Genomic DNA, 18,829 nt, shown 5'->3' on the forward strand with positions numbered 1-18,829 from the left:
TCACTTCTTTGCTCAAGGCTTTATCGTGCGCTTGAGAAATAATGCGTTATTTTCCCATATCCAGACTCCGATGTAATTAGATAACATGACCAGATATGGCTTACGAGCACGTGTAATTACACTAACTCTCGCTCCCACTCTCATTATTGGTTTATTACTGAGCGGCTTTTTCTCATTTAACCGCTACCAAGACCTTGAGAAACAAGTTATCACCACTGGTAACAGCATTATTGAGCCGCTGGCGATTGCCAGTGAAACTCATCTACTATCAGAAAGCCGAGAGGCGGTACGTCGCTTGATAAGCTACGCGCACCGCAAAAACTCCAAACTGGTTCGTAGTATCGCGGTATTTGATGAACATCATGAGCTCTTTGTGACCTCTAACTTTCATCCTAATTTTGAAGCCTTGATGTTTCCCAAAGATAAACCGATCCCGCAACTGGGTAATTCGGAAATCTACGAAAACTCACTGATATTGCGTGTCCCCATTTTGTCAGAAGGTCACTACTTAGCGGAGTTGTCGAACGAAAGCCAAGGCACAAAAGCGATTGGTTACATCGCCGTCGAGTTAGATCTCTCCTCCTTGAGGCTGCAACAGTATCAAGAAGTCTTTTCTGCGTTTTTAGTTCTGGTTCTCGGTCTTGGCTTAGCAAGTGTGTTTGCTTCACGTCTAATGCACGATGTGACCCAACCTATCACCCACATGAAGAATGTCGTTGACCGCATTCGCCGCGGTCATCTTGATGTGCGTATCGAAGGCAAAATGCACGGTGAGTTAGACCAGCTAAAAAATGGCATCAACGCCATGGCGGTATCGTTATCAGAATATCACGTAGAGATGCAGCACAGTATAGACCAAGCCACGTCCGACTTACGTGAAACGCTTGAGCAGCTAGAAATTCAGAACGTTGAGCTGGATATCGCGAAGAAACGCGCGCAAGAAGCGGCCAGGGTTAAGTCAGAGTTCTTGGCGAACATGTCGCACGAGCTGCGTACTCCGCTCAATGGGGTGATCGGCTTTACTCGTCAAATGCTTAAAACGCAGCTTTCTAACAGCCAAACGGATTACCTACAGACGATTGAGAAGTCGGCGAACAACCTGCTGAATATCATCAATGACATTCTCGACTTCTCGAAACTTGAAGCGGGTAAGCTGGCGCTGGAAAACATTCCTTTTGATTTCCGAGAAAGTTTAGAAGAGGTAATTAACCTACAAGCCACAAGTGCACATGAGAAAGGGTTAGAAATCACCCTAAAAGTGGACCCTAAAATTCCACCGGGTTTAGTTGGAGATCCACTACGTATCCAGCAAATTTTGACGAACTTAGTCGGTAACTCAATCAAGTTTACCGAGCGAGGCAACATTGATGTTAGCGTAGAAATGCGCTCTCAATCAGGAGACTCCGTCGAACTACAATTCATGGTGCGTGATACCGGTATTGGTATCTCTGAGCGTCAGCAAGCGCAGTTGTTCCAAGCCTTTAGCCAAGCAGATGCAAGTATTTCACGTCGTTACGGCGGTACTGGTCTTGGTCTGGTTATCACTCAGAAACTGGTGAGCCAGATGGGCGGCGAAATCAGTTTAACCAGCCGTCTACACCAAGGTTCAACCTTCTGGTTTACGGTGCGCTTGCACTCAACCGAGATGCCAATGAGCGAACTGATTGAAGTGGAACTTCTGACTGGGAAGCAGTTACTGCTGATTGAACCAAACATGCAAGCCGCATCCGTAACCCAACAGATTCTAAGTCAGGAGGGTATTTTAGTAACCTACCGCTCTTCGCTACCAAACAACGAAGAACAATATGATTATGTACTGTTGAATTTAGCGGCCAACCAGACTCACGATGCGGAAGTTATTACACCTTGGATAGAACAAGCGAAACGCATGGCTCCGAGTGTTCTCCTAGGGACACCGAGTACCGAATTGGCGCTTGCGGACCAAATAATGACAGAGCATCACGTCCAGTGCCTGACGAAACCATTGTCTCGCCGTAAGTTGCTACAAAGCCTGATTAGCGAACATGTAGAATCGCCACCGGTATTAAGCGCTCCAATTACGCCAAGCGAAGGGGACCGTTTACCTCTCACTGTACTAGCAGTGGATGACAACCCTGCAAACTTGAAGCTGATCTCTGCACTGCTCCGCGAACGAGTAGAAACCGTCACCGCCTGTAGCAATGGCCAGCAAGCGGTGAACCTGGCGACAGAGAAAAAGTACGATTTAATCTTCATGGATATTCAAATGCCACAAATGGATGGGGTGACCGCTTGTAAGCACATTAAAGAGTTGGAGCTAAATAAAGACACGCCAGTGATTGCGGTAACGGCACATGCCATGGCAGGGGAACGAGACCGCTTGCTCTCGGCAGGAATGGATGACTACTTGACCAAACCTATTGAAGAGCATGTGCTACAACAGGTTTTGGTTCACTGGAACCCAAATGCTTGTACAGAGAGCATTGGCAAAGTCGCCCCTTCATACGTTGATGAACCTGAAGGAAGCGCACCACAATCCGTTTCTTCGCCTCAGCAGGATGTGATTATTGATTGGCAAGCAGCCTTGAAACAGAGCGCGAATAAAGAGGATCTCGCTAAAGACATGCTACGCATGTTGATTGAGTTCATCCCTGAAGTAGAAGCAGTCGTTGACCAAGCTCTGGAGCAAGAAGATATCTCTCGTGATGACCTAATTCATGTCATCCATAAGCTGCACGGCAGTAGTTCATATTGTGGCGTTCCAAGACTGAAGTCACTCTGTGCGACGCTTGAGCAAGCACTGCGCTCAGGGATCAGTCTTGAGGAGGTTGAGCCTGAAATGTTCGAGCTGCAAGATGAAATGATTAAAGTAACAACAACCGCAAAGTTATACCTTGAACAGTGATCTATTGAAGAGAAACAAAAGCCAGAGCAAATGCTCTGGCTTTTTAGTATTTTGTTTAAGACTTACAAGCTAGGATTCAAAAATGACCGTCGCCACAGCGTAATGACGCTCATCGGAAATGGACAGGTGAATGTGGTTAACACCCATCGCATCCGCTATTTGCTTGGCTGTGCCCGTCAATGCGAGTACTGGTTTTCCAAGCTCATCGTTCGAGATGGAAAAGTCGTGAAACGTGACCCCTTTTGCTATCCCTGTTCCCAATGCTTTTGAGGCCGCTTCTTTGACTGCAAAGCGCTTAGCAAGATAACGACCTTGCAGCTTAAGCTGTGAGAATTTGGCCATTTCTTCTTCTGAAAGAATCCGCTGAGCAAAAGGTTCACCACTACGAGCTAACGCTTTTTCAATACGCTCAATTTCTGCAATGTCGGTCCCTAACCCTATAATCGCCATCTAGATAGCCCTATGACTGGCGAGCCTCAATCATCAGTGCTTTCATGTCAGCAACCGCTTTATTTAAACCATCAAATACTGCGCGACCAATGATTGAGTGACCAATGTTGAGTTCGTAAATTTCTGGTAATGCAGCAATTGGTGCGACATTGTGATAAGTCAGGCCATGCCCGGCATTAACAATAATACCTAGGTCATGTGCATAACTCGCACCAGCAGCAATCTTCTTCAGTTCAGCTTGCTGTTCGTCTTCTGTCGTCGCATCTGCATAGTGGCCAGTATGTAGCTCAATAAACGGAGCGCCACACTTTTTCGCAGCTTCAATCTGTTGACGGTCAGCATCAATAAAGAGCGAAACTTTAATGCCGGCATCTGTCAGCTTTTTCGTCGCAGCTTTAATTTTTTCAAGCTGCCCTACAACATCTAAGCCACCTTCCGTCGTCAGTTCTTCACGCTTTTCAGGCACTAGACACACAAACTCTGGTTTAGTTTGCAGCGCAATCTCAACCATTTCGTCCGTCACTGCCATCTCTAGATTCATACGCGTTTGAATGGTTTCACGCAGAATACGTACATCACGATCCAAAATATGGCGACGGTCTTCACGTAAGTGGATAGTGATACCGTCCGCGCCTGCACGCTCTGCAATTTCAGCAGCGTGAACAGGATCTGGGTATTTTGTACCACGTGCATTACGTAGAGTGGCAATATGGTCGATATTGACGCCTAAATAAATTGAGCTCATTTTCCGTTACTCCGTGCTCTGGGGGTCTGAATGAAAAATTCACGACTTTTTAAAGGTTTGCCGCCAAGATACGGCTTTAAGGCTATACGTGTAAAGCGTTTTGCCGCTTTTAGCTGCTCTTTAGTGACGAACCGCCGCTCACTGATAGCAATCAGTTCATTCCCTAAAAACGTGAGGTTATCGCGCCTAACCGAAGCAATAAACCCTTTCTGTTCCCGGTAACGATAGGTCATTTCTGGGTCGACGGGCTCGCCGGTACCTGCACAATGCAAAAAATCCACGCCATACCCCATAGCAGACAGCAAGGCTAACTCAAAACGACGCAGTGCAGGCTCAGGGTTCTCGTTGTGCGCCAACTCGGTTAACGCATGCAAATAATCATGAAATAGTGCTGGCATCGGCACTTCAGCCATCAAAATACGGCCAATCAGTTCATTGACGTACATGGCTGAGTAGAGATTAATGCCCGTTAACGGCAAACCTAGGCTTATCGGCTCGGCTTGACGCAAAGTTTTCATTGAGCCTTTCCCCGACCATTTAAGTAATAGCGGGGTAAAAGGTTGCAATGCGCCTTTTAAGTTCGAACGCTTACTGCGCGCACCTTTGGCCATTAAAGTCATTCGGCCATATTCCTCACTAAATACATCAAGGATTAAGCTCGATTCACTGTAAGGGCGTCGGTGCAATACAAAACAGCGCTGTAAACCTTCGGAAGACAGATTACTCATCTAAGTCATTGTGCCTAAAAAGTGTGAAATAAAAAATAAGGAGCCGAGCGGCTCCTTATTTTAATCGATACTGATTTTTCATCGATGTTGGAGCGAAGCACCTTCGCAGCCAAGATTATAAATCGTCTATATAACCCAACGATCGCAACGCTCGTTCGTCGTCTGCCCAGCCAGATTTCACTTTTACCCAAGTTTCTAGGTAAACCTTACGACCGAACAATTCTTCCATATCTAAACGCGCTTCGCGACCAATGGTTTTAATCTTCTCGCCGCCTTTGCCAATCACCATTTTCTTCTGGCCATTACGCTCAACAAGAATCAAGGCATTGATGTGGAAACCGTCGGTTTCTGGGTTGTAATCAAAACGTTCAATCTCAACCGTTACTGAGTATGGCAGCTCTTCACCAGTAAAGCGCATCAGCTTTTCACGCACAATCTCAGACGCCATAAAACGCTGAGAACGGTCAGTCACGTATTCTTCTGGGAAGTGATGCGTTGCTTTAGGTAAGTGATTACGCACGTGCTTACGCAGTACGTCAATGTTCTTACCTTGCTTGGCAGAGATTGGCACAACGTCCACGAAGTCCATCTTCTTAGACACCTCAGCCATGTGTAGCATCACCTCGTTACGATCTTGCACGTTGTCGACTTTATTGACACAAAGCACAACTGGGAAGTTCGATTTTTGAAGCTTAGTTAGCACCATCTCATCGTCTTTGGTCCAATGCGTACCATCGACTAAGAAGAACACTAGGTTTACATCACTTAGAGATGAGTTAGCCGCACGGTTCATCAGGCGGTTAATCGCACGCTTTTCTTCAATGTGAAGTCCTGGCGTGTCGACGTAAATCGCTTGGTAATCGCCATCCGTGTCCACACCCATTATGCGGTGGCGTGTTGTTTGCGGCTTACGTGAGGTGATCGAAATCTTCTGACCCAAGATTTTGTTCAGAAGTGTCGACTTACCTACGTTTGGGCGACCAACAATCGCAATAAAGCCACAGTGTTGGTTTTCTGGCGAGCTTGGCTCACCCTGTGATGCGAAAAACGCATCGATATCGAATTCGTTATCAGCCATTTGTTAATTGCTCAAGTGCTGTTTCAGCAGCCGCTTGTTCTGCCTTGCGGCGGCTGGTGCCTTTACCGATTACAGGCTTATCCACACCTGCTACTTCGCACTCAACCGTGAACTCTTGGTTGTGCGCTTCACCTTTAATATTAGTCACTGTGTAGACAGGCAGCGGTTTTCTTCTGCCTTGTAGGAACTCTTGTAGGCGAGTTTTCGGATCTTTCTGTGAAACGCCTGGTTTAATGGCTTCAAGGCGTGACTGATACCAACTCAGTACAATGCCTCGCACAACTTCAAGATCACTGTCTAGGTAAATTGCGCCAATAATGGCTTCAACCGCATCGGCTAAAATAGAGTCTCGGCGAAAACCGCCACTCTTCAATTCACCTGGACCTAATTTTAAATAATCTCCTAGATCGAATTCACGACCCAGTTCCGCCAATGTATGTCCGCGAACCAAAGTAGCACGCATGCGGCTCATGTCACCTTCGTTCACTTTTGGGAAACGATGGTACAGATCATCAGCGATGACAAAACTTAAAATTGAATCGCCCAGAAACTCAAGACGTTCATTGTGCTTACTGTTGGCGCTGCGGTGCGTCAGCGCCAAATTGATAAGCCCGGCATCTTGAAACTGGTAGCCGAGCTTTCTCTCTAGTTTATCAATTGGAGAATTCATACTCTCTCGATATTTGAATGGTTAGTGAATGCCACCGATGCGGTTAAAACGCACACCAGTTGGAATCCATGAAGGTAGAACACTATCTGCGCCACGATCAAACTCGAAGCTGATCCAGATCGCGACAGCTTTACCGACTAAGTTTGCTTCTGGAACAAAGCCCCAGTAACGGCTGTCAGCACTGTTGTCACGGTTATCACCCATCACAAAATACTGACCTTGTGGTATAACCCACTCTGTCGTGCCGCTGCGTGGGAAATATTGCTCCACGCGGTTACGCACAAGAGGATTAACCAAAATATTGTGCTCAACGTTACCCAATTTTTCATCCAGTTGGATCATTGGAATACCGTTCGAGCTAAACTGACTTTCTTCAACATTGCTCAGTTTAACTGGCTTACACGCCGATTCGCCTTGGCTTTGCACGCAAAGCTGCTTATCACTTGAATAACGCACGATATCACCAGGCAAACCAACTACACGCTTAATGTAGTCCACACTTGGTTGTGGTGGGTATTTGAATACCACGATATCACCACGCTCAGGCTTACCAGTTTCCACTAGCTGAGTACGCCATACTGGGTCTTTTAGACCGTACGCGTACTTCTCAACTAAAATGAAATCGCCAACCAGCAAGGTAGGCATCATTGAGCCTGATGGGATTTGAAATGGTTCGTAGATAAAAGAACGTAATACTAAAACGAACGCGATCACAGGAAAAATAGAGACGCTATTTTCAACCCACCAAGGCTGACGCTCTACTTTTTGCAAGGTCACTGCATCCAAACCATTAGACGTCTGAGCTTGAATCTCAGCCAGTTTTTCCTGACGCTTTTTCGCGAAAACCAGCTTTTCCAATAGCCAAACCACGCCAGTTACCAAAGTCGCAATAACCAACATCAGTGAGAATGTATTCGCCATTAAATTCCCTTATCTAAAAATACGAAAGTGAAAGAGCCGAAACCCTTTCACTTATTTTAATATCTAACGTCTTAAGACCGACAAGTGTGAGACAAAGTTCAACGTTAGTCTTTACCTACGTGAAGGATGGCTAGGAACGCTTCTTGAGGCAGCTCAACGTTACCGATCTGCTTCATGCGTTTCTTACCTTCTTTCTGTTTCTTCAGAAGTTTCTTCTTACGACTTACGTCACCACCGTAACATTTCGCAATAACGTTCTTACGCAACTGTTTTACCGTTGAACGAGCGATAATGTGGTTACCAATTGCCGCTTGGATTGCGATATCAAACATTTGGCGAGGGATGAATTCTTTCATCTTCTCTACCAACTGACGACCGCGAGTCTGAGACTGATCTTTGTGTGTGATCATCGCCAATGCATCAACAGTGTCACCGTTAAGAAGAACGTCTACACGTACCATGTTCGAAGCTTCAAAACGCTGGAAGTTGTAATCCAAAGATGCGTAACCGCGTGATGTTGATTTCAGACGATCGAAGAAATCCAGTACCACTTCAGCCATTGGAATATCGTAAGTCACAGCGACTTGGTTACCGTGGTAAACCATATCAACTTGACTGCCTCGCTTTTCAACACACAGGGTGATTACATTACCGAGGTACTCTGAAGGCACAAGGATATTACAACGCGCAATCGGTTCACGAATTTCTTCAATATCATTGATCGCTGGTAGTTTTGCTGGGCTATCAACATACAGCAGATCGCCATCCGTCTTCTCAACTTCGTAAACTACCGTTGGTGCTGTGGTAATAAGATCCAAGTCGTATTCACGCTCTAGACGCTCTTGGATGATTTCCATGTGCAACATGCCAAGGAAACCACAACGGAAACCAAAGCCAAGTGCCGCAGAGTTTTCTGGCTCGTAGAATAGCGATGCGTCGTTAAGGCTTAGTTTGCCTAGTGCGTCACGGAAGTTCTCGTAATCGTCAGAAGATACAGGGAACAGACCTGCGTAAACCTGAGGTTTAACTTTCTTAAAGCCAGGTAGCGGTTTATCACAACCATTCTTCGCTAGAGTCAACGTATCACCAACAGGGGCACCAAGAATGTCTTTGATACCACAAACAACCCAACCTACTTCACCAGTACGAAGGGTATCGGTATCTACTTGTTTTGGCGTAAAGATACCAAGGCGGTCTACACCCCAAACTTGGCCCGTACTCATCACTTTGATCTTATCGTTCTTCTTCAGTTCGCCGTTTTTAATACGCACTAGAGAAACAACGCCAAGGTAGTTATCAAACCATGAGTCTATGATCAGCGCTTGTAGTGGCGCATCTGGATCACCTTCCGGTGCTGGAATCGCTGACACAATGTTCTCTAGAACGTCATCAACACCAATGCCTGTCTTCGCAGAACAGCGGGTTGCTTCCATTGCATCGATACCAACGATTTCTTCAATTTCTTCCGCTACACGCTCAGGATCGGCTGCTGGTAGGTCAATCTTGTTCAAGATTGGCACAACCTCTAGATCCATTTCGATCGCGGTGTAACAGTTAGCCAGTGTTTGAGCTTCAACACCTTGACCCGCATCCACAACCAATAGCGCACCTTCACAAGCCGCTAGAGAACGTGATACTTCATATGCAAAGTCAACGTGCCCCGGAGTATCGATGAAGTTCAGCTGATACGTCTCACCGTCTTTAGCGGTGTAGTTTAGCGTCACACTCTGAGATTTGATGGTGATGCCACGCTCACGTTCAAGATCCATAGAATCCAGAACCTGTGCGGCCATTTCACGATCGGTTAACCCGCCACAAACTTGGATTAGACGGTCTGATAGGGTCGACTTACCATGGTCGATGTGGGCGATAATCGAAAAGTTACGAATGTGCTTCATAGATTTAGGGTGACTAACTCTTTACAAATAGGGACAGTAAGAAACGCCATCTACTGACGGCATTTCAATCAAGTTGGCAGATTCTACCGAATTTCGTTAACGGGCGCACGTAATTTAAAGTACATACCCAAATAACCTTTAGTGGAGGGGGACAGCACTTACTGGATTGGCTCTCCAAGTACCCGAACGAGGGTAACTTGGCGCTTGGATTCATCTTCTAACGGACGAGAAACACGTTTTGCGATCCACATTCCACCAGCGGCAAACAATACCGATGCCAATATGATGATGCCTTCCCCGCCGGCTGTCAGCGGCGCTAATAGGAAGTGACCAAACATCGCACCGATAATCAAACCAAACAATGGCAGTAAATAAACCGCCATTGCTGATTTTATTAGGCTTGACTCAGGAAAACCAATCTCGACGACTTGACCTATTTTCACCGATTTATCCGTGCGCAGGTGCCAAGATAAACTCTTGTTACCAATGGCTTTAGTAACAACGCCCGTTCCACAGCTTTTCTGTGAAGAGCAACTACTGCAACTGGTCTGCTGTTCGCAACTTAAATCAATTTCGAATTGCTTGCCGCGACGATGCACGTCTGTCACGGTAGCCAACGCGGTCATCATTGTTATTTACTCTTTGTTACATTAAATGTGACAGATTGGGCGATACGCTGTGCTGTGGTCGGTGGAATGTCTCCTACAACAGAGATTTCATGTTGACCGCTCACAAAACTGTGTAGCGTTCTTCTGCCTTGGCGAACCAACTGCCCTTTTAACGAATGCTCATCTTTGTTTGCTACGTAAACAGAGAAGCTAAACAGACCATCAGAATACAGCTGACTCTCCACCATTTGGTTAGTAACGGCCATTCGATAGCGGTTGAGCTCGTTCGGCTCGAAACCCTCAGGGATCCAACCAACCTGCCAATTACTGGTCCCAATATCGCCTTTTGGCATGGTGAGAACAGCAGGTAATTGAACATCTTGCAGGCCACTCATTAACTCTGCGATTTTTGGGTTTACCGTGTAAGAAATAGTGCGATATTGTTCAAGCATCTCACCATCTCGGTCCACAAGGTCGGCACGTAACGGCAATTTACTCTTTTCATCGATCCATAGTACGTATGAATAGCGCAGACCGTCTTTAGGAACAATACGCAGCACTTGTGTTGCCACACCAGCTTCACGAGCTCTGCCCACTTTTACATAGTCGTAATACAAGTTTAGCTCATCGATATTGGTGTTGAGCATAGGCATAGTCGGAGCGACCATTTTACCTGACTCGATGGTGAACGGTTCTAAACCCGTTTCGATATAACTTACTTCAGTTCCGCGACGAATCACTTCACGCACAGGGCCACTTAAGTAGACAAGATGAGCATATTGATCGTCACCATGCGTGGCATGACGATACAGCAACGGCTCAATGCTGTTCTTTTTGATAAGGATATAAGAGAGTTCGTAACTTAAATTCTTACTCGCCTCGCTCATTTGATGCAATAAAGCCTCCGCTGGCTTATCACCAGCAAAGGCTTGAGAAGACATCATACTGAACAGAGCGCAAGCGCTGATCAGAAATTTTTTCATTCAATATCCGGATTCAGATTTGCATCTTGTTGAGATGCATCACTGTTAATTCGTAACTGCAATTCGTAGTCTCGCAGCATAGCATGAACACGCTTGCGCTGCTCTTGCATATTTGCCTCGCCTACAGAACGTTCTACAGACTCACGAGTCAAACTCACTGGTTCTGCGCTGCCAGCAAACGGAACCGTCTGCAATACAGGTAATTGATCTGTTTGCGGCGACATTGAATCGCTACCACCGTACTGCTGTACACCTAAAATAACAACAAGCGATACACATGCAGCAACAGCAACTTGACCAAACTGCGTCAACCAACCTGGCAACTGACGTTTTGCTTTTTGCGGTTCTGGTTGCGACTCTTTTGGCGTATCCGCAATTGAGATAACATTTGCACTGTGCGAATCAAACGCACGGTGTGCAGGTTCATCTTCTAACGCTAACGCCACGCTTTCAGCAATATTCCACTCAGGTTTTGCTGGCGCTTCGCCTCGCATCACATCACCAATCAGGTGATAGTTCTGCCAAGCATCACGGCTCTCTTGGTCTTGCTCTAACTCTTGAATTAAAGCCTTATCGACCAATTCTCCATCCATGAGAGCTGAAAGTTTTTCTTTGTCAGCCATTATTTTCACCATAGTTATTACTTGTACTAGCGTTGCAAAAGAGGTCTGATTTTCTTTTCCACCGCCTCACGAGCACGGAAGATACGCGATCGTACCGTTCCTACCGGGCAATCCATCACTTCTGCAATTTCTTCATAACTCAAGCCATCGAGCTCTCGTAATGTCATTGCGGTTTTTAAATCTTCAGGTAAAGCTTCGATTGCACTGAACACCACCCGTTGCAATTCTTTGGACAACGTTAAGTTCTCAGGGTTCGATATTTCTTTAAGTGCACTACCTGTTTCGTAAAATTCAGCATCTTCAGCATCGACATCTGTCGCTGGAGGTCTACGCCCTTGAGCAACAATGTGATTTTTCGCAGTATTCACTGCAATGCGATACAGCCACGTATAAAACGCACTTTCCCCACGAAAGCTAGGGATAGCTCGGTAAGCTTTAATAAACGCTTCTTGTGCTACATCTGGTACATCGCCAGGATTACTAACGTATCTGGAAATAAGATTACATACCTTATTCTGGTACTTTGTTACCAACAGGTTGAATGCTTGCTTATCGCCATTCTGAACTCGCTCAATCAATACTTGATCGGTCAGCTGCTCGTTCATTCGAGCGGATACTCCTATTTGTTATGCCCCTACTCTTCTCAGATATGGGTACTAATTATGCAAAACGTAGTATTGACACCACTGCTTACTTGAGCACTATTGTGACCCTAACGTGAATGAGAAAGTTCCATGGTTTCTCAAGTTTTTTGTCATTGTTTTTTCACAGTGTGATGTCTGTACCCAAATGACCACCGCTGCCTGACTTTAGTCTAAGTTTGACAAGCGAGCATCTTGGAGGGAAATGGGTATAATGAATGATCTCTGTCCCAGATTGTGCTGGGTCGAGCATGGAAAAGCAATGGCATTGACAAACTATTACTTTTCATTTGCATGGCTAATGGCTATCTGAACACCGCGTTACAAATTATAACTTAGGAAGCATGCTCATGCTCTGCATGAAAAAGAAGAGTGGCTCAGTCACCGCCGTAACACGGACGTCGATAGGTCTCCCAACTTAGCCCTTAGCGACAGATGTCGCGATAATGGAATGCACATGGTGTGCAAATAATACACAAGGTAGCCTTGTTACCTTAGCTTGGGATTATAAAAGTTATATGAACACAAATCGTGAACATGAGTGTGATGTATTAGTGGTAGGGAGTGGCGCGGCAGGTTTGTCGTTGGCTTTGCGCGTTGCTAACCACTGTAAGGTGATGGTGCTGAGTAAAGGACCACGCAGCGAAGGGGCAACCTACTATGCTCAAGGCGGTATCGCTGCCGTATTTGATGAGTCAGACACCATTGATTCACACGTTGAAGACACGCAAATCGCCGGGGATGGTATTTGCGATGAGGAGACCGTAAGGTTCATTGCTGAGCATTCAAAAGAGTGTGTACAGTGGTTGATTGACGGTGGTGTCCCATTTGATCGTGAAGAAGATGACTCTGACGATGAACCTCGCTACCACTTAACTCGTGAAGGTGGTCATAGCCGTCGTCGTATTCTTCACGCGGCAGATGCGACAGGTATGGCGATGCAAACCTCCCTGCAAGATAACGCTCATAACCATCCAAACATTCATGTTCTCGAACGTCACAATGCTCTGGACTTAATCACCGAAGACAAAATTGGCGGTGATAAAAACAAAGTTATCGGTGCTTATATTTGGAACCGCAACGAAGAGCATGTCGAAACCGTGCGAGCCAAATTTGTGGTTCTCGCTACAGGTGGTGCTTCAAAGGTTTATCAATACACCTCTAACCCAGATGTGTCGTCTGGTGATGGTATTGCGATTGCTTGGCGTGCAGGGTGTCGTGTGGCGAATATGGAATTTAACCAGTTCCACCCTACGTGTTTATATCACCCAGAAGCACGTAACTTCTTGCTGACTGAAGCGTTGCGTGGCGAAGGTGCTTACCTGCGTCGTCCAGATGGCTCTCGCTTTATGCCGGATTTCGATGAACGTAAAGAGCTTGCTCCGCGTGACGTCGTGGCTCGTGCTATCGACTTCGAAATGAAGCGTTTAGGTGCCGACTGTATGTATCTCGACATCAGCCATAAGCCTGCTGACTTTATTACGAAACACTTCCCAACCATTTATTCACGTTTGATGGACTTGGGCATTGACATGACTAAAGAGCCAATCCCAATCGTACCTGCTGCACACTACACTTGTGGCGGTGTCATGGTGGATAGAAATGGCTGCACCGATCTGAAAAATTTGTATGCGATTGGTGAAGTTAGCTACACCGGGCTGCACGGTGCTAACCGCATGGCATCAAACTCACTTCTCGAATGCGTGGTTTATGCTTGGTCTGCGGCAAAAGATATTCTAAAACATCACACTAACGTTGAGCTACCCTCACAGGTGCCATGTTGGGATGAAAGCAAAGTAACCAATAGTGATGAAGAAGTGATCATTCAGCACAACTGGCACGAGCTTCGTCTGTTTATGTGGGACTACATGGGCATTGTGCGAACTGACAAGCGTTTAGAGCGCGCCTTACGCCGTATCCAACTGTTGCAACAAGAAACACACGAGTACTACAGCAATTTCCGTGTGTCGAACAACTTATTAGAACTGCGTAACCTTTTACAAGTCGCAGAGTTGATGGTTCGTTGTGCGATGCAGCGTAAAGAGAGTCGAGGTTTGCACTACACGCTTGATTATCCGAACCAACTGGAAAACAGCGGACCAACGATTTTGGTTCCAGCTAAACAGCTTTAACTCTACCGAGTCAACTATTACATCAGCAGGGAGCATTAGCTCCCTGTTTCATTTCCCATTGGCGTAATACCAAAGATAATTGACGATACTGCTCATCGTCACAGCTATCACGCCAAATCGTAACACTACGGCCAGATTGCAATTGGAATGTTATCTTGAATGGTGATGCCGATGTATCAACTCGCTGTAAATGACCCTTTTCGGACTCAATATCTTCCGAGTATTCGCCACACTCAAGGGCATCAAACCTAACTGAGCCATCGCAGTGCACATACCAATGCCCATGACTTGTAGGTTGAACAAGGCCTTGGCTTGAGAGAGCCTTAACAATCAGTAATAACAAATAAGTCGATAATACGAGCGGAATGCTAGAGAAGATAACAGCCCAAGTCATCAATAAGAAAAGTACAACATTGAAGACTCGGGCAGTCAGAGAGGGAGAAGCAGTAAAATTAACGAACTTTGCTGAGGTTATGGGCGACAATTTTATCAACCATTGCTGCATGACCTAAATTTTCGCTACGGCCATGCCCCATTACCCAAGTAAACAGATCAGGATCATCGCATTCAAGTAAAGAAACAAAGTCACGCTGCTCTTGTTCACTCAGAGTATCAAAGCACTCTTCAAAAAACGGCATAATTACTACGTCAAGCTCAAGCATGCCTCGACGACAAGCCCATTTAATACGCGCTTTTTCTTCCGGAGTGTACATTCACTATTCCTTCATAGATGTCTTGTTGTTAGTGCGGAGTGTAACAAGGGATGTACTACGTCACTAGTGTGCGGGTCACAATACGATAGTGAAAGCAGACAAATGTTGATTCGTAAATCGCTCCCCTAGTATCTCAAGGTTATTTGGGTATAACATAGCGGAAAAATATCTTCAAAAGGCATTGTAATTATGGAATGGCAAACTCGTTTTTCAGCATTACCTCTCTCAACTCAAGACGCACTTCCAGAGTTATCTATCTCACTGCTGGATAACTTCGGCATGATCACCATGATCGGTGACGATAAAAAATCATACTTACAAGGTCAGGTTACCTGCGATGTTGTTTCTTTAGAACAAGACCAATCAACACTGGGCGCACATTGTGATGCGAAAGGCAAAGTGTGGAGCGTGTTCCGCCTTTTCCATCATCATGATGGCTACGGCATGATCCAACCAAAATCGGCGATTGACGTAGAACTTAGTGAAATAAAGAAATACGCCATTTTCTCTAAAGTAACGATTGAAGCTTCTGATGACGTTATCTTAGGTGTCGCTGGCGTCAAAGCCGATGAATTCATTTCAACAATGAGCAAGACAACTGGCAGCGTTCGCCCAGTTGACGGTGGCACAGCAGTGCAAGTTGCACAAGATCGCTGGTTACTGATATTAAGTGCGCCAGAAGCACAGCAAATCGTTGAAACTACCGACGCTGTCTTTACGACAAATGAGCTTTGGAATCGTTTCGATATTGAGGAAGGTTTACCATTTGTCTCTGCATCCGCGCAGAATGCTCACATTCCACAAGCACTCAACGTGCAAGCTTTAGGAGGCATTAGCTTCACAAAGGGCTGCTACACGGGACAAGAAACGGTAGCACGAGCGAAGTATCGCGGTACCAATAAACGTGCGATGTATATCGTAAAAGGTGCAACTTCTGCTCCATTCAGTGACGAACCAATTGAGCTCGAACGCAGCGTAGGTGAAAACTGGCGTTCAGTAGGTGCTTTATTAAATCACTACCAGTTCAGTGACAATCACGCGATTGGCCTGATCGTGCTGCCTAATAATCTCGATGAGGACACTCGTCTTCGTTTGGTTGCGCAACCAGAATGTGAATGGACAATCGAATCACTGCCTTACAGTCTTGATGATGAGTAATACAATCAATACTCCTTTGATGCAATTTCTCACAGACCAACACATTCCGTTTCGTCTGTTACCGCATCAAAGACCAGCAACCACCATTGAGGATGCCGCGCACCAACGCGGCATTCGCCCCTCTCAAATGGTGAAAGCAATCTTGCTACGAGACATGGGTAATCAATATGCACTCGCCTGTGCGCCAGGTGATCGTAGCGTTGATCCCAAAAAAGTGCGCTCGTTACTGAAATATCGCCGGATGACTTGTGTTGATCAAGCCGATGTTGAGTCCATCACTGGTTACAAAATTGGTACTGTCACTCCTCTGCTACTCAAACGTCATATGCCAATCGTGTTCGACCCTAGCTTACTAGAAGAACAGGAAGTCACGATCAGCAGTGGCGATCGCATGGCTGGACTGGCGCTTTCTATTCAAGATCTTATCCAATTGTGCCAGCCGACCGTAGCTGAGATCTGTCGTTAATCGTCTAAAAACAATGTAATGACACGTAGTGTTTCTATCACTGCGTGATCTCGCTCATATCTACAAAAATAGACATAAGAATTTTTAATCACATATAAAACATAAATAGTCACAAGAATAAAACTCGTATATGCTGAATTTGTTGGTTAAGTTTCAAACAAGCACTTAACCAATATAAAGTGAGTCAGCTAGCTGAGTGACAGCATTCATGCAGTTAGTTATCCACTTTTGTGTAATGCATCTGTGACTATTCGCCCGCTGAAGCGGGCTTTTTTTTACGTGGAACTTTTTCTCTTTCATTTCCTCTAATCGTTAGAACGTAAAGTGTGTTACGCGAAGCACGACCTTAATAGAAACAACTAGCAAACAACCGTTTTCGTTCTATTCTTAATTCTGTAACAAAACTATTGCTTAATGCGTCACGTAAAAAGGAGTGTATTGGGTAAGGGTTCCTTTAGAGAGGTTATTTTTGGGGTAATCCTCACGCTATTTAAGAGATGACACTGTCAAATTGTCTAAGACAACACAATTCTCTGACGCAACACCCTACATCTGTATTTAATACTATTGCTGTCACAATAATTTTCGCGTCCAGAACGTAGAATACCTAGGCTAGGTTAGATAAAAGGAAAGTAAATATGAGACTGTTTAAGCGCTATACACCAAGTATGATTGCTAAACATATAAGTCGTCTTTTTAAAGGAAGAATTTATATTTACGGGGTCGGTAGATTCGAGTTTGATAACGGTAAGTTAATACTGCCGGAGAAAGCAGAGCAACGCCATTTCCGAGCGGTCAAAGAGATCAATCAAGAAATAATGAAACTCCGATGCGCATATGCTTAGCAAAATGTTGATAAAACAAAGGCTGGATTAACCAGCCTTTTGTGTATTTGAAGTTCGCTTTGCACTTACTGACGCGCCAGATCCGGCAAGTGTCCCTTTAAACCAAGCGCGCGCTTCATGATCTCATCTTTCGCTCCCGGCAGTTGCCCCGCTAAACTCAAGCCAATGCCACGAACAAGCTTCTTAGCAGGGTTCTCGCCAGAGAACAAATCTCGAAACCCTTGCATAGTAGCGATCATCTTTGCCGCTTCCGCTTTTCGCCAACGCTCGTAGCTTCTTAGGTTGCGTTTACTGCCGATATCTTGTCCCTGCTTCCAAAGTGCTAATACTTCTTGAGCAAGACTGGCCGCATCTAATAAACCTAAATTCACACCCTGCCCCGCTAATGGGTGAATGGTATGGGCCGCATCACCAACCAGCGCGACTCGCTCGACAACAAAATCTCGCGCATAGCGCATTTTCAAAGGAAACGCAGCACGCTCTCCCACTACTTCACATAGACCAAGTCGAGCATCAAACTCACTCGTCAACGCTTTATTGAAATCATGTTCACTCATCGCCACTAACTGCTCTGCTCGATTTGGCTCCGTGGACCAAACAATAGAGCACATATCTGGTTGCGACATTGGCAAAAATGCCAACGGTCCGTGAGGAGTAAATATCTGGCGCGCAATGCTGTTGTGTGGCATAGCAGTTTTGACATTCGCGACCAAAGCATGATGACCATAGTCCCAATGCGTTAATGGAATATCCATTTGATGGCGAAGCCACGAATTCGCCCCATCGGCTCCGACCACTAATTTAGCGGTCATGGCTTGGCCATTATCGAGCGTCAACCAGCTTTCTTGCTCACCGACCGCGAGAGTCGCGCAACGTGCAGGCATAAACATCGTGACGTTATCGAGCTTTTGGACTTGTTCAAGCAGTGCAAGTTGAATCACACGATTCTCAACAATATGCCCTAAATCAGGTTGTGCCATACTTTGTGCATTAAATTCAATGCTGGCAAAGCTATCTTGTTCCCATACTTCCATGCCATGGTAAGGCGAAGCTCGGCGCTGTTCTATGCCCTGCCAAGCACCAAGTTTACGCAAAATCGTCTCACTAGAGCGGCTCAGCGCAGACACACGAACATCGGGCAATTCTTTCAACGAATCATCTGGCACTTTACCTTCAATAACGGCGACACGCAGATCACTGTCTTTGAACGCGGCAGCAAGTGCCAACCCAACCATCCCTCCGCCGATGATGGCGATATCTACACTTTGCATCATTGCTTTTTATTA

General features: G+C 45.7%; 19 protein-coding genes. 5 read left to right on the forward strand and 14 right to left on the reverse strand.

Annotated elements, in window-relative coordinates:
* Positions 1-85: 85 nt before the first annotated feature.
* A complete protein-coding gene (barA, locus tag R8O70_RS19880) occupies positions 86-2,884 on the forward strand; it encodes a two-component sensor histidine kinase BarA (RefSeq protein ID WP_033907441.1) in 2,799 nt (932 codons plus the stop codon).
* 69 nt (positions 2,885-2,953) lie between these two features.
* Here the strand turns inward: barA and acpS are convergent, their stop codons facing one another.
* From acpS to rpoE, 11 genes are all read right to left on the reverse strand, one after another.
* Positions 2,954-3,334: a holo-ACP synthase gene (acpS, locus tag R8O70_RS19885; protein WP_005380927.1), complete on the reverse strand. Its 381-nt coding sequence runs from the start codon at positions 3,332-3,334 to the stop codon at positions 2,954-2,956.
* A 10-nt stretch (positions 3,335-3,344) separates the two neighbouring features.
* On the reverse strand, positions 3,345-4,079 hold the full coding sequence (pdxJ, locus tag R8O70_RS19890; RefSeq protein ID WP_005384579.1) for a pyridoxine 5'-phosphate synthase: 735 nt from the start codon (positions 4,077-4,079) through the stop codon (positions 3,345-3,347).
* Positions 4,076-4,807, reverse strand: a complete 732-nt coding sequence (gene recO / locus R8O70_RS19895) for a DNA repair protein RecO (RefSeq protein WP_005384578.1) — start codon at positions 4,805-4,807, stop codon at positions 4,076-4,078. The genes pdxJ and recO overlap by 4 nt, the downstream gene beginning before the upstream one ends.
* A 115-nt stretch (positions 4,808-4,922) precedes the next feature.
* The gene (era, locus tag R8O70_RS19900) at positions 4,923-5,885 is read right to left on the reverse strand and encodes a GTPase Era (RefSeq protein WP_258644948.1); all 963 of its coding nucleotides are present in this window, start codon (positions 5,883-5,885) and stop codon (positions 4,923-4,925) included.
* Entirely contained in the window at positions 5,878-6,555 is a 678-nt protein-coding gene (gene rnc, locus R8O70_RS19905; RefSeq protein ID WP_005380932.1) for a ribonuclease III, read from the reverse strand. Before rnc ends, era begins: the two co-directional genes overlap by 8 nt.
* A gap of 21 nt (positions 6,556-6,576) precedes the next feature.
* The gene (gene lepB / locus R8O70_RS19910; RefSeq protein WP_064354307.1) at positions 6,577-7,476 is read right to left on the reverse strand and encodes a signal peptidase I; all 900 of its coding nucleotides are present in this window, start codon (positions 7,474-7,476) and stop codon (positions 6,577-6,579) included.
* Positions 7,477-7,580: 104 nt separating this feature from the next.
* Positions 7,581-9,374 carry a translation elongation factor 4 gene (lepA, locus tag R8O70_RS19915; RefSeq protein WP_005380934.1) on the reverse strand — a complete coding sequence of 598 codons (1,794 nt, stop codon included), beginning with the start codon at positions 9,372-9,374 and terminating at the stop codon, positions 7,581-7,583.
* A 158-nt stretch (positions 9,375-9,532) separates the two neighbouring features.
* Positions 9,533-10,003, reverse strand: coding sequence for a SoxR reducing system RseC family protein (locus tag R8O70_RS19920; RefSeq protein WP_005380936.1), 471 nt, complete (start codon positions 10,001-10,003; stop codon positions 9,533-9,535).
* A 2-nt stretch (positions 10,004-10,005) separates the two neighbouring features.
* A complete protein-coding gene (rseB, locus tag R8O70_RS19925; RefSeq protein ID WP_005380941.1) occupies positions 10,006-10,965 on the reverse strand; it encodes a sigma-E factor regulatory protein RseB in 960 nt (319 codons plus the stop codon).
* Positions 10,962-11,588 carry a sigma-E factor negative regulatory protein gene (locus tag R8O70_RS19930; RefSeq protein ID WP_005380944.1) on the reverse strand — a complete coding sequence of 209 codons (627 nt, stop codon included), beginning with the start codon at positions 11,586-11,588 and terminating at the stop codon, positions 10,962-10,964. The genes rseB and R8O70_RS19930 overlap by 4 nt, the downstream gene beginning before the upstream one ends.
* Before the next feature lie 26 nt (positions 11,589-11,614).
* Complete coding sequence (gene rpoE / locus R8O70_RS19935; RefSeq protein ID WP_005380946.1) at positions 11,615-12,193, reverse strand: RNA polymerase sigma factor RpoE; 579 nt, start codon at positions 12,191-12,193, stop codon at positions 11,615-11,617.
* Between the two features lie 554 nt (positions 12,194-12,747).
* Between rpoE and nadB the strand changes: the two genes are divergently transcribed.
* Positions 12,748-14,361, forward strand: a complete 1,614-nt coding sequence (gene nadB / locus R8O70_RS19940; RefSeq protein ID WP_005380947.1) for an L-aspartate oxidase — start codon at positions 12,748-12,750, stop codon at positions 14,359-14,361.
* A 22-nt stretch (positions 14,362-14,383) separates the two neighbouring features.
* On the opposite strand, the gene R8O70_RS19945 is transcribed toward nadB, so the two are convergent.
* Entirely contained in the window at positions 14,384-14,845 is a 462-nt protein-coding gene (locus tag R8O70_RS19945) for a protein YgfX (protein WP_225474077.1), read from the reverse strand.
* Positions 14,814-15,074: a succinate dehydrogenase assembly factor 2 gene (locus R8O70_RS19950; protein ID WP_005380951.1), complete on the reverse strand. Its 261-nt coding sequence runs from the start codon at positions 15,072-15,074 to the stop codon at positions 14,814-14,816. Before R8O70_RS19950 ends, R8O70_RS19945 begins: the two co-directional genes overlap by 32 nt.
* A gap of 189 nt (positions 15,075-15,263) precedes the next feature.
* Here R8O70_RS19950 and ygfZ point away from each other — a divergent pair, with 189 nt between their 5' ends.
* The 3 genes from ygfZ (at position 15,264) to R8O70_RS19965 (ending at position 17,543) form a co-directional block, all read left to right on the forward strand.
* The gene (ygfZ, locus tag R8O70_RS19955; RefSeq protein WP_213894273.1) at positions 15,264-16,232 is read left to right on the forward strand and encodes a tRNA-modifying protein YgfZ; all 969 of its coding nucleotides are present in this window, start codon (positions 15,264-15,266) and stop codon (positions 16,230-16,232) included.
* A complete protein-coding gene (locus R8O70_RS19960) occupies positions 16,225-16,698 on the forward strand; it encodes an aminoacyl-tRNA deacylase (protein ID WP_054575410.1) in 474 nt (157 codons plus the stop codon). Before ygfZ ends, R8O70_RS19960 begins: the two co-directional genes overlap by 8 nt.
* 638 nt (positions 16,699-17,336) lie before the next feature.
* A complete protein-coding gene (locus R8O70_RS19965; RefSeq protein WP_005380970.1) occupies positions 17,337-17,543 on the forward strand; it encodes a DUF1107 domain-containing protein in 207 nt (68 codons plus the stop codon).
* Between the two features lie 65 nt (positions 17,544-17,608).
* Here the strand turns inward: R8O70_RS19965 and R8O70_RS19970 are convergent, their stop codons facing one another.
* Positions 17,609-18,817 carry an FAD-dependent 2-octaprenylphenol hydroxylase gene (locus R8O70_RS19970; protein ID WP_033907445.1) on the reverse strand — a complete coding sequence of 403 codons (1,209 nt, stop codon included), beginning with the start codon at positions 18,815-18,817 and terminating at the stop codon, positions 17,609-17,611.
* Positions 18,818-18,829 lie beyond the last annotated feature (12 nt).

This window comes from Vibrio sp. 779(2023), from assembly GCF_033344285.1.
GTDB classification, from domain to species: Bacteria; Pseudomonadota; Gammaproteobacteria; order Enterobacterales; family Vibrionaceae; genus Vibrio; species Vibrio alginolyticus.